Source organism: Pseudomonadota bacterium (genome assembly GCA_018817425.1).
In the GTDB taxonomy this organism is placed as follows: Bacteria; Desulfobacterota; Desulfobacteria; order Desulfobacterales; family RPRI01; genus RPRI01.
Window position 1 is genome coordinate 26381 of sequence record JAHITX010000069.1, and the last position, 14141, is coordinate 40521.

Genomic DNA, 14141 nt, shown 5'->3' on the forward strand with positions numbered 1-14141 from the left:
GAATTTTCATGATCGTTGTAAAGGGCATAGGTTGGCTTAACGATAAAAAATACGGATGTATCATTGGAAAACTTAAAAATTCACATGAAGGTTTTGATTCTTTGAATTCTTGTTTTAAAAATGAATCGATTTTTTTGTATCCGGTAAAAAACTTTAAAAGATTTGATATTATATCAAAAATTACATGCTTTAGTGTAGCTCTTGCATTAAAAGACGCAGGCATATCCTATTCCCATGACCGTAAACATGCACATAAAAAAGATATCGGAATTTTGGGTACCAATGAATCAGGATGCCTTGAATCGAATATTAATTACTATAAAGATTATATTGAGAGCGGGAGAATTCTTGCCAGAGGAAATCTATTTATATATACGCTGCCGTCAACTCCTATGGCAGAGGCTGCGATTCATTTCGGATTATCCGGCCCATTGCTTCATATGTCTTTTAGCGATAAAAGAATTTCTTCGATGTTGTATTTTGCAAAAAAATGCATCACCGATAAAGAAACTCCCACGATGATAGCAGTTAAAGCAGAAGAGTCTTGTGCCATAGCATTTGTTTTGGAAAAAGAAGATAATGTATTAAATAAAAAAAACTTGAATTTTGAAAATGTTGTTACAGCATCAGAAAAAGCAGTATTTGATGAGATGGTGTCAGCTTTAACGGATTTAAATTGTTTTAGCTGAAAGGGTTCCAGGGGTCAAGGATTCAAGGCATAGATGTGATTGATATCTATCTTGAACCCTCGACCACTTGAATCCTCAAAGTTTATTAATTAGAGGGATTTTGTGAAAATAAAACTGATTTATCCGAAATGGCCAAAATTAAAAAACCAGCCGGAATTTAACCTTCCTCCTCATGGCCCGGTGGTTTTTGCTGCAGCTGTAAGAGATGATATTGAAATATCGTTTTGTGATGAAAATATTGAGCAGCTTGATTTTAATGAAGATGCAGACTTGGTTGCAATGTCTGTCATGCTCACATGCCAGATGCCGCGTGCCTGGGAAATAGCAGATGAATACAGGGCGCGGGGTAAAAAAGTGATATTTGGCGGTATAGCCACAATGCTTCATGCAGATGAAACTGCGCTGCATGCCGATTCAGTGTTTGTTGGAGAAGCCGAAGGTCGTTTTGATGAAGTTTTAAAAGATTTTGAAGATGGCAAACTTAAAAAATTGTATAATTATTATCATGATTTTCCTGAGACATCATTAATAGGAACTGCAAGAAGAAGTATATTAAATCGTGAAAGTTATAATTTTCGCGGTGTTCAAATGGTCGACCTTGTACATGCATCCCGTGGCTGCAGGTTTAACTGTTTTCCCTGCTGCACCCCGTATCTTGGAGGAAGAAAATTCAGGCCGCGTCCTATTGATGCTGTAGTCGCAGAAATTGAAAGTATAGAAAACAACCGTTTATTTATTGTTGACAACTCTCTGGCCCAGGATGATGAATGGGAAAAAGCGCTGTTTAAAGCCTTAATCCCTTTGAAAAGAAAATGGATATCACATCCTATAAAAGATGATGATGAAATACTTGATCTTGCCGTAGAAGCCGGGTGCTGGTATGTTTATCAGGCGATTGTCGATACTTCCGATCACATCAGAAAAAGAATAAAACGCTTAAAAGAAAGAGGTATTGGTGTCGAAGGCACTATTATTCTTGGAACAGATGATCATGATGAAGATTATATCAAAAGACTTGTTGATTTTCTGATGGAAATAGATCTGGATCTTGCCGAATTTACAATTCTTACCCCATTTCCTCACACACCCATAAGAGCACAGCTTGATAAAGAAAACAGGATTCTTCACAATGACTGGATTCACTATACTGCAGATGAGGTTGTTTTTAAACCTGCCAGGATGAGCGTTGATTCACTTCAAAAAATGTATGAGTATGCCTGGGAGACTTTTTATTCCAAGATGTGCAAGGAAATCCAGATGGCCAGGCTATTTATAAAAGTGATAGAAAAGGAAAAACGTGATGGGACATATAAAAAAAATCCTGTTGATAAAACGCAAAAAAGAAATTTATTAAAGAACAGAGGCGGAAAATAATGAAGATACTATTGATAAGCGCAAATGTAGCAAGTACGCCATATTATGTTTATCCATTAGGACTTGGCATGGTTGCTTCGGCATTAAAGAATGCCGGCCACAAAGTGCGTCAAATCGATTTTCTCCAAAACAACATGTCCTTAGAATTGATTGAAACCGAAATTAAATCCTTTTCTCCCGGCCTTGTAGGCATTTCAATGAGAAACATAGATAATGTAAACCTTTTAAATGAACAGCGTTATGTTGATGCAGTAGAACAGATTGTTAAAAGAGTCCACAATCTAACGGAAGTGCCTGTTGTTATGGGCGGATCGGGATTTTCAATTATGCCCGAAGCAATTTTAAGTAAAGTAGGTGCAGATTATGGGATAGTGGGAGAAGGCGAAGCCCTGATGGTTCAATTTGCAGATAATGCACAAAAGGGAAGTTATCCTGAAAAACGCTGCATCCGGTCATTAAAATTTTTGAGCGGAAAAGAAATACCATCCACCTACTACGATCCGGATATCATGCAGTTTTATCTAAAAAGCGGAAATATAGCCTCTGTTCAAACAAAACGCGGCTGTAACCATAAATGTATTTACTGTTCTTATCCTCTTTTGGAGGGTCCTGCCATTCGTATGCGTGATCCTGTATCGGTAGCAGATGATATAGAGCTTTTGATAAATGATCATAAGGCCAGTTATATCTTTTTTACTGATTCGGTATTTAATGACGATGATGATGCCTATCTGGATGTTATCCATGAAATGAAGAAGAGAAATATCAATATACCATGGACGGCTTTTTTTAAACCGGAAGGATTAAAAGATAAAGATGTTTTGCTTATGAAAGAGACTGGGCTTAAAGCAGTTGAGATAGGAGCAGACGCATCAACTGATACAACATTAAAAAGGCTTGGGAAATCATTTTTGTTTAAAGATATTGCTGAATGCAATGATCTTTTTGCAAGTCATAAAGTGGCAACAGCACATTTTTACATGTTTGGCTGTCCGGGAGAAACCAAGGATACGGTGATTGAGGGTCTTGAGAATATAAAAAGTCTTAAGAAAACGGCATCATTTATTTTTATGGGAATACGGATACTTCCGAATACTATACTGCATAAAATTGCGATTGAAGAAGGGATTGTTTCAAAAGATGATTCTCTTCTTGAATCGGTATATTATATTGCTCCCGGAATTGAAAGGCAATGGCTTGAAAAGACCCTTACAGATGGCTTTTCCGGCATCAGGACTTGTGTTTTTCCTCCGGATGCCATGGACGGAAGCTTGCAGTTTTTGCACAAACTTGGTTATTCCGGATCATTGTGGGATATGCTTGTTCCATCCGAGAAAAAACCAAGAAAGCATAGACTTCATGCAGGAAAGTGATTTTAGATCAGACCGGATCTGGTGCGTAATTCCGGTTTATAACAATTGCCTTACGGTTAAAAATATTGCCGATCAATGCAGTTTATACTTAAAAAATATTCTTGTTGTTGATGATGGAAGTACTGATGCAGATATTGTCAAAATGTTTGCAGAAACAAAAATTAAAGTAATAAGACATGATAAAAACAGGGGGAAAGGAGAGGCCATAATTACTGCTATGAAATATATAGCAGAACAAGACGGTCTTTTTATGGTAACAATAGATGCTGATGGCCAGCATTATCCTGAAGATTTAAAAAAAATTATACCACTTTTACAAGATGATGAAACCAGAATTATTGTGGGTTGCAGAGATTTTGATATTAAGAACGTACCGGGATCAAGCCGTTTTGGAAGAAAATTTGCATCGTTCTGGTTGCGAGTGGAAACAGGCATCACGATTAATGACTGCCAGAGCGGTTTCAGGGCATATCCGGTAAAGTATGTATCTAAAATTAAATGTTATGGCTCACATTATGATTTCGAAGCTGAAGTTCTTGCAAGAGCTGTATGGGCAGGTCTTAAATTAAAGACAGTAGATATAGGCGTTTGGTATCCTGAGCCAAAAGAAAGAGTATCGGCCTTTAAACCGTTTTTGGATAATGTGCGTATATCACTTATGCATACAAGACTTGTCGGTAAACGTATTATGCAACTTGTCTTATTTAAAAAAAAGATGGTATCACCTTTATAAGACAGTATGAAAATGGATCGGCAAAAAATAAATAACATTGATAAGCCAGCAACCAGAAAAAGAGGAAACAGATTAGGTTTTTGGTTTTTTGAGATGTTTATCCGTATTTCCGGACTTTATGGAGCATACGGCTTTTTGTATATTGTATCTCTTTATTATATTATTTTTGACAAAGAGGCTGTATATTCCGCAAAGCCATATATAGAAAAGAGATTTCCGCAAAGCGGGTATTTTAAAAAATATCTTCATATTTACAGACTTTTTATAAGTCAGGGCAGGCAGCTTATTGATCGTTTTTCCGTTATTTGCTCTAAGAAGGATGTTTTTGATTTAAAACTTAATGGTTATGAAAAACTTAAAAATATTATACAAGAGTCTGAAAAAGGTTTAATTTTACTTACGTCTCATTTCGGAAATTGGCAGATAGCGCTAACAGCTCTTAACAAACTTGATAAAAAAGTATTTCTTCTTATGCGGGAAGAAGACAATCAGGCAGTAAGGGATTTCCTTAATGTAGGAAATGAAAAAGGAGATATAAACATAATATCACCCGAACAGGAGTTTGGCGGAGTGATTGAAATTGTGAATGCTCTTTCAAAAGGGCATATTGTTTCAATAATGGGAGACAGGAGGTACGGCTCCAAAGCATCTAAAGTAAACTTTTTAGGCGATTATGCATATTTCCCATACAGTGCTTTTGCTATAGCGGCATCGGCGAAATGTCCGGTTGTGGTACTGCTTGCTGCAAAAAACTCAGCTCATGAATATGTTGTTGATGTGACAAATGTTCTTTATCCGCAATGCAGCAGGAGAAAAAAGGATATTGAGCTTGTGCCCTGGCTGCAGCAATATGCCGATATACTGGAGGAATTTGCAAACAGATATCCGTATCAGTGTTTTCTTTTCCATGATATATGGAAAGATGAATAATGGCACTTTCGTATATTAATTCGTATATTAATTAGGGTTTTTAAGTATTGGTGTTTTTGTTGCATATTCAGTTAGAAGATGCATGCAAGTGCTTTGAAAGGTAATGAAGGAGAATGGTTGATGGAAGAAGTTAATAAAATGAATCTGGATGATATCAGAAAGCTGCTCAAAGAGCTGTTGATTGAAAGCCTTTCGTTAGAAGATATTGAGCCGGATGATATTGGTGATGATGAAATCCTTTTTGGAGAAGGGCTTGGTCTCGATTCTTTGGATGCTGTCGAGATAGTAGTACTGCTTCAGAGAAACTTCGGTCTTGAAGTAAAAGATATGAACCAGGGGAAAGAGATATTTTATTCTATAAATACTCTTGCCAAATATGTATATGAAAACACCAGAACCTGATAATCATTTAGATAAAAATATATATTATCATTTATGAAAGTAGTAATATCCGGGATAGGAACAATTTCAGCTGCAGGTTTTAATTTGGAAGAAAACCTCAATTCTATGAAAAACGGCAAAAGAAACGCGGGATTGGTTTCTCTTTTTCAAAATGTCTTGGCCTATCCTGTTCTTGAAGTAAAAAACCTTCCTGAAAAAATGGAAATGGAGGGAATACGCACTTTCTATCTTGCTCTTACTGCTGCTAAAGAGGCTTTTATTGATGCAAATCTTTCAATGCCGCTTTCAGGATTTAATGTTGGTGTTTGCCTGGGTACCACAGTTGCAAGCCAGCTTAATGATATTGATTTTTACAGTACTTTCCGTAAATTTGGTAATGCCGACTTAAAGGCGGTTGAACGCTTTTTACGCGGTAATCTTTCTGAAGCACTTGCACATTTGATAAAAGCAACCGGACCGTCAGTTACGGTTGCAAACGCATGCTCATCAGGTACTGATGCAATAGGTATAGCTCTTTTATGGCTAAGGTCCGGTATTTGTGATATGGTTATCGCCGGAGGAGCAGATGAGCTTAATCGCGTTCCTTATTGCGGATTCGGATCTTTAGGGATATTAAGTAAGTCTTTGTGTGCTCCTTTTGATAAAGACAGGACAGGCCTTAATTTGGGAGAAGGGGCAGGGATAGTTATTCTTGAAAGAGAAGATGTTTATATAAAAAGAGGAGGAACCCCGCTTTTATATCTTTCGGGATATGGATCTGCTGCCGATTCATATCATCTTACCGCACCGCGGCCTGATGGTAAAGGACTTGAATCTGCAATAAAAAAGGCCTTGTCAGATTCCGGCATATCTGCAAAAGATGTTTGTTTTGTCAATGCACATGGTACAGGCACTATAGATAATGATAAAGTGGAGAGTGCTGTATTATCGAGAATATTCGGGGAAAATATAAAATATTTTTCAACAAAGGGATATACCGGGCATACGCTTGGTGGTGCAGGAGGTATTGAAGCTGCTTATACTGCGGCAGCGCTTAAACAGCAATGGATACCTGCAAGCGCTGGCTTTATATCCAAAGGTGATCAAATACCTATTAGCCCTGTTACTGTTAATACAAATATAAGCGGTTCTTATGCAGTATCGACGTCTCTTGCTTTTGGGGGAAATAATGCTGCGATTGTTGTTGAAAAAGTTTAGATAGAATTGGTTTTAATATGTATATTTCCGGAATTGGAATAGTTTTTACACGCGGTCGCGGTATCGATTGCTTTGAAAACGCCTTAAAACAAGGTTGGGCAGACCCTTTTTGGACAGATTCGTTTCCGGCATATCGTGTATCGAAAGATATTTTATCTGACAAAACTGTATCCAAAAAGCTTAGAAGGGCGGATAAATTCAGCAAAATGGCTGTTCTGTCAGCTGTTGATGCATATAAAGACAGTGGTTTAATATTAAAAAATGATGAAAAGCTTGGAGTAGTACTTGCAACAGCTTTTGGGCCTCATACAACAACATTCAGCTTTATTGATGATATACTTGATTATGGAGATGCAAATGTATCGCCAACGAAATTTTCAAACTCCGTTCATAATGCTGCGGTTTCATATATTTCAACTGTTCTTGAAAGCCGGGGCCCGACAGTAACACTTACGGATTTTTCGTATCCGTTTCAAAATGCTTTGCTTCTTGCCGATTCATGGCTTAAAGAAGATAGATGCGAACATGTTTTATGCGGATGTGTTGATGAATTAAGCGCAGTTATGGAATATGCCTGCAAGATAAAACTGAAAACAGCAGCAGATGGAAAAATAAAGCCATTCATGTTTTCAGATTCTCCTGTTTCTGTTTTGGGCGAAGGCTCAGTTTTTTTTATGTTATCTAAAGAAAAATGTGAGAATAATTATGGCAATGTTTCTCAAATTTCTTTTTCAAAGGCATTAAAGAATAATCCTGATATTACAATTATTGATGCTGACGGCATGGCCGGGGATGAATCAGGCTATGAAGAAATATCAAATAATGGTTTGCCGATCTCCGGATATTCACCTGTTTTCGGGAGTATGATAGTAGGAAGTGCCTTTAATTTTGCGGCTGCTTGTCTGATGCTAAGAAATCAGCTTATCTACAAGTGCCCTGTTTTGGATAATAATACAAATATGAATTTATGCTCTACGATACAAGATGAAAAAATATGCGAAATAAATTGTATCAAAATATGCCGGTCAAAGAAATATTCGATAATCAATATAATAAAATAAAGGAGATGCCATGAATGTAAAAAGAAAATATATAGCAGGCCTTATTCTTGGGATTATTTTAATTTTTACTTACTCCTCATTGTTTGCAGCAGGCTTTACAGGAAAAACTTATTATACAAAAGTAAATATCTGGTATGAAAAACCCAACAGGATCTTATCGACAAATTATCACAGGGGTAATATTTTACCTATAGGAACAAAAGCTAAAATCCACAGCATAAAAGACCGCAAAATTCAATTTACCCCTGAAGGAAGCGGGCAGCTTTTTACAATTATAAACCAAAAAAATACAAGTACTATAAGTACTGATAAACTGTTTAACAGGTATTTTTCTTTAAAACAGATTAACCTCAGTGCCGGTGATTATAATAAGGCATCTGTAGCCGATATCGAAAATATTAAAAAGGGTATTATTACTATGGGTATGAGCAAGAAGGCGGTTATAATGGCCTATGGATATCCTCCTACCCATAAAACACCTCAATTATCAAGTAATGCCTGGCGCTATTGGTATGCGCGCATGCATAAAGTTAATGTGTTTTTCAAAAATGATAAAGTGTTTAAAATAGAGACTATAGGGCCTATTCCACACCCTGGATTTATCAAATCTGATGTTAAAAAAACCGGTGGCGTAAGAGAAGATGAACTAAAAGCAAAAAAGCAGAAGAAAAATGATAAAGATGCTGATGCTGAGGATTATGAAGATATAGATGTTGAATAAAAAAAATCTGGAAGAATTATTGATATGGACAAAGAAAAATATAAAGTTATCGAAGAAGCGCTAAAACTTGAGATCGCAGCAATTTTATCGCAGGATATTGGCGCAATTGATCCTGAAATCCCTTTACACGAGATGGGTCTTGATTCTCTCGGTTTTGTTGAGCTTCTTGTTATTATGGAAAATAAATTCAATATCAAGCTGATGGAATCCGGATTAACCAAAAACGATTTTAAGACTATCAAGGCTCTTTCTTTGAAAATAAAAGAATTAATTTAACTTAAATGTTATCTTTGCCATATTCCAAAACCAAGCGCTATTTAACCGGAATCGACTGGATTATTCATGTATTAAATTACATGACATTGAAAGAAACCGGCGCAGGCTTCATGTCTCAGATAGTTATAGAGGTAGTTGGCAAAGTAAATGCTGATGAGCTTTTTAAAAGTCTAAATGCTTTTATAAAAAAATATCCTGTATTATATGGTTATGCTTCAAGGGATATTAACCTTGCTCCTTACTGGAAAATCCCGGCTTTAAAAAAGACAGAAGTACTGTTTGATTCCATTACGGCCGGATATGATGATGGTTTTGAAAATATCATAGAGTTTCTTGAAAAAAAGATAAATACTGCGTTTCAAGACAAAAGGCATCATTTAGCATTTTCTTTGATCAATTCTGAAAACAAAAGCTATATTGCGATGAGATTTGATCATCTGATTTTTGATGCAGCAAATGCCGAAGCATTTATCCATTTGTTTCAAAAACAATGGATAGATGCGAAATATCCGGATAGCAATATTATCCCGGAGCCGCCCCATCTTAATTTGTGGAAACAAAAGTTTTTGGCAGGTCAGCGTGTGAATCGGGCATTTCTTAAAATAGCAGACAAAATTCCTCCGCGTGTGTTTCCTCTGCCTGCCTCAAAAAGCGGCTTTAAATTTAAAATATTATCCTTTGATAAACAAACTGCTGATGAAATTGCTGAAAAAGCATTTAATGAAGCCGGATATCTTATGCTGATGCCTTATGCCCTGGCGGTGTCGGTTTATTGTTTTAATAAGATATTTATTAATCGCTCAATTACATCCGGTGACTATGTAATTCCTGTTTCAGTTAATACAAAAAAACAGGCAAAAGAACAAAAAAGTGAATTTTTTAATAATGTTTCTTTTTTTATTTTCAAGATTAAAGCCGATCTTGCCGAAAATTTCCCCGGTTTGCTTAACTCAATTAAAGAGCAAATGTATAATCAGGTTAAAGAAGATCTTCCCGGTGATTTATGCAAGGCAAGTTTGTTGATGAGAATAGCGCCGCTTTTTCTTCTTGGCAGGCTTATGAAAATATATCTGAAAGGAGAGGTTGCGTCTTTTAGCTTTTCTTATCTTGGAGAAGCTACATATACATCTAATGATTTTATGGCGAACAAAGTGCTTAACCTTTTTCATATGCCAAGAGTTCCGATTCCACCCGGTATCGGCATATTTTTTCAACGGTCAAATGAAAGGCTGAATATAATACTTTCTTACATAGACGGCATATTGAAAAACGATGAAGCAGAAGAGATAATGAATTTAATAAGACCCATGCTTGGTGTAAAATAAGCAATGGCAATTTCCTGTGATATTCTTGTTGTTGGGGCAGGTGTGGCCGGCGTTTCTGCTGCTATCAAGGCTGCCCGTGAAGGGGCAAATACACTTCTTATCGAAAAAGATACCTTCCCCGGTGGAATTCCTGTTAATGTTATGCACAAATATATTTGCGGACTGTATTCTTCGGATTTACATGCTCCGGCGGCTACATTAAACGGAGGAATTGCAGAAGAAATATGTATTGAACTTGAAAAGCTTACCCCTGGAACAAAAGCAATCAGGATTGGAAAAGTTTATGTTTTTCCTTTTGTTACAAAAAATCTTGTAAAAGTTTTTAAGCATTTAACTGAAAAACAAACAGGCCTGAAAGTATTTTATGAAACGAAAATTAATTCGGCAATAACTGATCAAAGCAACATAAAGTGTGTAATAGCAAAACAACTTAACGAAGAGATAAAGATTTTTCCGCAAGTTGTTATTGACTGTAGTGGTGATGGAGAAGTAATCCGTTTAAGTGGTGCAAATTATGAAATATCAACTTCTGATGAGCGCCAGCTTGCGGGATTTTGCTTTAAGATTAAAGGCATAAAAAATCAATCCGAAGAAATTTCAATAAAAGTACCTTATTATATATTTCGTGCAGTAACTGAAAATGAGTTGCCGCCTTATTTAAAGTACACAAAATATTATTCCGGAAAAAATGATGATGAAGGTTTTTGTCTTATAAATATTCCTCTTAAAAGTGGTTTTGAAGAAACACAGGATATCCAAAATATTGCTGTTAAAGTTCATAATATTATTTCCGATTCAATTGTTTCATTTAAAGACTCTTATATAGCCGAAATGTCTTCTGCAATTGTTGAGCGTGAAGGATTGCGGATGAACGGGCAATATATGCTTACGAAAGAAGATGTGCTTTCTGCAAGAAAATTTCCTGACGGTATATTGAAAAATGCCTGGCCTATAGAATTATGGGATCAGGATAAAGGGCCGACTTATCAGTATATTAAAACCGGCGATTATTATGAAATTCCTTTAAGGTGCTTAAAATCCATAAATATAAAAAATCTGTATGGAGCAGGGCGCTGTATTTCCGTATCACATGAGGCTCTTGGATCAACAAGGGTTATGGGAACATGCATATCAATTGGTGAACAAGCCGGGCTTGCGGCATTTCATGACTTGTCAGGGAAAAATTCATGAAAATACTGCTTGTAAAACCTTATACAGAGCTTTTGGTTGCAAAGCGTCTTCAGGAAGGTTTTTTACATCTTGAACCTCTTGAGCTTGAAATAGTTGCAGGCGGGGTTCCGGCAGAAGATGAAGTATTTATTCTGGATCTAAGCATTGAGCGCAATCCGCTTGAAGTTTTTTGGAGCAAGCTGGTTTCTATCTCACCGGATATGGTTGGTATTACAGGATACAGTACAAATTTAGATGTTGTAAAAAGCCTTGTAAAAACAGTTAGAAGCCATGATCCATACACTATAACTTTTGTAGGAGGAGTTCATGCTACACTTCTTCCCGATGATTATGCTGTAAAAGAGATAGATATTATAGTAAGAGGAGAAGGTGGAACGGTTCTAAAAGAAATGCTTGCCCGTTTTAAAAAAGGTGAAACTTTGCATTATGAAAATTATGCTTTATCTCCTAAAGATCCTGAATTTAAGATAAAAGCCAAACTTTCGCCTCCGGTTTATCCATCTGTTGAACATATACCCCGTCCCAGAAGAGATCTTGTTCAAAGATCAAAGTACTTTTGTGTATGGACATCAAGCAAATCGAAAAAACTTGATACAATGTTTCCAAGAGTTGCGAGTATCAGAACATCTGTTGGCTGTGCTTTTGCCTGCTCTTTCTGTGTTATTCCCTTTCTTATGCATGGAAAATACTTACAGCGAAGTCCGGAAGATGTTGCAGATGAGATAGCAGGCATTGCTGAAGAGCATATTTATTTTGTTGATGATGAAATGTTTTTAAATCCTGAAAGGGTTACTAAAATTGCCGAGCTTCTTATAGAGCGTGGAATTAAAAAGAAATATATAAGCTGGGCAAGAAGTGATACTATAGTTAAATATCCTGATGTTTTTGAGATTTGGAAAAAAGCCGGCCTGGAATTAGTATATGTTGGGCTTGAATCTATGGATAAAAAACGTTTGGACGAGTATTCAAAACGAACAGATGTTGATACAAACAGGAAGGCAATCAAACTTTTAAGACAATTGGGAATAACGCTTCATGCGGCATTTATAGTTCATCCTGATTTTACTTCTGATGATTTTAAACGGCTTGAAAAAGAAGTTAAAAAACTATGCCCGGCTGAAGTTACTTTTACTGTTCTATCACCTTCTCCCGGCACTAAATCCTGGTATGACAATAAAAATAAGTTTATTTGTGACCCTTTCCGTTTCTACGATTGCATGCATTCCGTTCTTCCAACACGACTTCCATTGAAACGCTTTTACCAACACTTCGGGAGATTAAACAGCCTTGCATTACAGGCAAATCCAATCAGAGTTAATAAAATAAAAATTCCAAAAAAGGATCTATACAGAGCCATCACAGGGGGCACAAAGTATATTTTCTCCTTATATAACATTTATAAAGATTATTTGACGGATAAAAGATGGTAAATATCTTTGAAACAATAAAAAAAGAAACATCCGGACACCAAAGCAAAATTGCCGTGATAGAAGGTGATCGTAATATATCTTATATGGATCTTATTGATAGTGCGGACAAGCTGGCTTTAAACTTAAAAGATTACGGTATAAAACCTTTGCATAGAGTTGCAATGCTTTGCAATGACTGCATTGATTATATTATTATAAGTCTTGCAATACTTTCTGTAAGAGCGGTTGTTGTTCCGATATCACCTTCTCTTTCATGGGATGAAGCAGATGCTGTTTTAAAAAAGATCGATGTTAATCATCTGATTTTTGACAAATCTGCATATTCCACAAAAGATGCCAGTTTTTTATATTCCGGATATAATAATACCCGGCAGATTTTTATACACAGCAGAAATGCTAAAGAGCATGTTGATAAAGATTACTATACTGTAAATCCTGCCTTTATTAGATTTTCTTCCGGTACAACAGGTGAAAGCAAAGGAGTTGTGCTTTCCCACGAAGCTATAATTGAAAGAACGGATGCGGCAGACAAAGCTCTTTGCATGAATTATAAAGATGTTGTTATATGGGTTCTTTCCATGAGCTACCACTTTGTAGTAACAATTCTTCTTTTTTTAAGACGAGCTTCAACCATTGTTTTAAGCGGAAGTTCTTTTCCTGAATCCTTTATTGAAAGCATAAAAAATACTAAACCAACTTTTATTTATGCATCCCCTTTCCATTATCATCTGCTTTCAAATTCTGATGATTTGGCAGCTGATCAGTTATCAGACATTCGCATTGCCGTATCGACTGCTATGAAATTACCGCAGGAAACAGCGTCGGAATTTTATAACAAGTTTGGATTTGAACTTTGTGAAGCTTACGGTATTATTGAAGTCGGGCTTCCCTTTGTTAATTTTGAAGGTCTATCAGAAAAAAGAGGTTCTGCCGGAAAGGTTTTGCCGGATTATGAAATAAAAATCGAAAATCCGGACGAACATGGTGTGGGTGAGCTTTTTATAAAAGGCAAAGGAATGTTTGATGCCTATTTTTTTCCGTGGAAAAACAAAAAAAGTGTTTTATTAAACGGGTGGTTTAAAACGGGAGATCTTGGAAGTATTGATAATGATGGTTTTCTGACTATATCGGGAAGAGATAAAAACGTTATAAATTTTACCGGCATGAAAATATTTCCCGAAGAGGTGGAATCGGTTTTAAACCGCCATCCTGCTGTCAGGGAATCTCTTGTCTATGGGGTTCCAAATCCACGATTCGGTGAGCTTCCCTTTGCTAAGATTATACTTAAAGATGATATGAATTCTGATTTTGATACAAATGAGATACGCAGATTCTGTTATAATCATCTTCCTTCATATAAGGTCCCCAAAAATATCATTCCTGTGCAAACCCTTGAAAAGACTGCAAGCGGAAAGTTGAAAAGATGAGAAACGGTTGAT

At 36.4% G+C, this 14141-nt stretch carries 14 protein-coding genes; all 14 read left to right on the forward strand.

The annotated features are described in order from the left end of the window. Nucleotides 1-8 precede the first annotated feature (8 nt). The 14 genes from KKC46_12095 (at nt 9) to KKC46_12160 (ending at nt 14129) form a co-directional block, all read left to right on the forward strand. A complete protein-coding gene (locus tag KKC46_12095) occupies nt 9-689 on the forward strand; it encodes a hypothetical protein (protein MBU1054549.1) in 681 nt (226 codons plus the stop codon). A gap of 102 nt (nt 690-791) precedes the next feature. Next, nucleotides 792-2063, forward strand: a complete 1272-nt coding sequence (locus KKC46_12100) for a cobalamin-dependent protein (protein MBU1054550.1) — start codon at nt 792-794, stop codon at nt 2061-2063. Beyond that, nucleotides 2063-3436, forward strand: coding sequence for a lipid biosynthesis B12-binding/radical SAM protein (locus KKC46_12105; GenBank protein ID MBU1054551.1), 1374 nt, complete (start codon nt 2063-2065; stop codon nt 3434-3436). Before KKC46_12100 ends, KKC46_12105 begins: the two co-directional genes overlap by 1 nt. Further along, nucleotides 3423-4169 carry a glycosyltransferase family 2 protein gene (locus tag KKC46_12110; GenBank protein MBU1054552.1) on the forward strand — a complete coding sequence of 249 codons (747 nt, stop codon included), beginning with the start codon at nt 3423-3425 and terminating at the stop codon, nt 4167-4169. The genes KKC46_12105 and KKC46_12110 overlap by 14 nt, the downstream gene beginning before the upstream one ends. A 12-nt stretch (nt 4170-4181) precedes the next feature. Then, a complete protein-coding gene (locus KKC46_12115) occupies nt 4182-5099 on the forward strand; it encodes a lysophospholipid acyltransferase family protein (protein MBU1054553.1) in 918 nt (305 codons plus the stop codon). 138 nt (nt 5100-5237) lie between these two features. Continuing rightward, on the forward strand, nt 5238-5501 hold the full coding sequence (locus tag KKC46_12120; protein ID MBU1054554.1) for an acyl carrier protein: 264 nt from the start codon (nt 5238-5240) through the stop codon (nt 5499-5501). A gap of 33 nt (nt 5502-5534) precedes the next feature. Further along, on the forward strand, nt 5535-6698 hold the full coding sequence (locus tag KKC46_12125) for a beta-ketoacyl-[acyl-carrier-protein] synthase family protein (GenBank protein MBU1054555.1): 1164 nt from the start codon (nt 5535-5537) through the stop codon (nt 6696-6698). A gap of 17 nt (nt 6699-6715) precedes the next feature. After that, nucleotides 6716-7759, forward strand: a complete 1044-nt coding sequence (locus KKC46_12130) for a beta-ketoacyl synthase chain length factor (GenBank protein MBU1054556.1) — start codon at nt 6716-6718, stop codon at nt 7757-7759. Nucleotides 7760-7769: 10 nt separating this feature from the next. After that, complete coding sequence (locus KKC46_12135) at nt 7770-8480, forward strand: hypothetical protein (protein MBU1054557.1); 711 nt, start codon at nt 7770-7772, stop codon at nt 8478-8480. Nucleotides 8481-8504: 24 nt separating this feature from the next. Next, nucleotides 8505-8756 (forward strand): acyl carrier protein, encoded by a 252-nt coding sequence (locus KKC46_12140; GenBank protein ID MBU1054558.1) that lies wholly within the window; start codon nt 8505-8507, stop codon nt 8754-8756. A gap of 5 nt (nt 8757-8761) precedes the next feature. Next, a complete protein-coding gene (locus KKC46_12145) occupies nt 8762-10081 on the forward strand; it encodes a hypothetical protein (protein MBU1054559.1) in 1320 nt (439 codons plus the stop codon). Nucleotides 10082-10084: 3 nt separating this feature from the next. After that, nucleotides 10085-11272: an FAD-dependent oxidoreductase gene (locus KKC46_12150; GenBank protein ID MBU1054560.1), complete on the forward strand. Its 1188-nt coding sequence runs from the start codon at nt 10085-10087 to the stop codon at nt 11270-11272. Next, entirely contained in the window at nt 11269-12702 is a 1434-nt protein-coding gene (locus KKC46_12155) for a B12-binding domain-containing radical SAM protein (GenBank protein ID MBU1054561.1), read from the forward strand. The genes KKC46_12150 and KKC46_12155 overlap by 4 nt, the downstream gene beginning before the upstream one ends. Continuing rightward, nucleotides 12696-14129, forward strand: coding sequence for an acyl--CoA ligase (locus tag KKC46_12160; GenBank protein ID MBU1054562.1), 1434 nt, complete (start codon nt 12696-12698; stop codon nt 14127-14129). The genes KKC46_12155 and KKC46_12160 overlap by 7 nt, the downstream gene beginning before the upstream one ends. Nucleotides 14130-14141 lie beyond the last annotated feature (12 nt).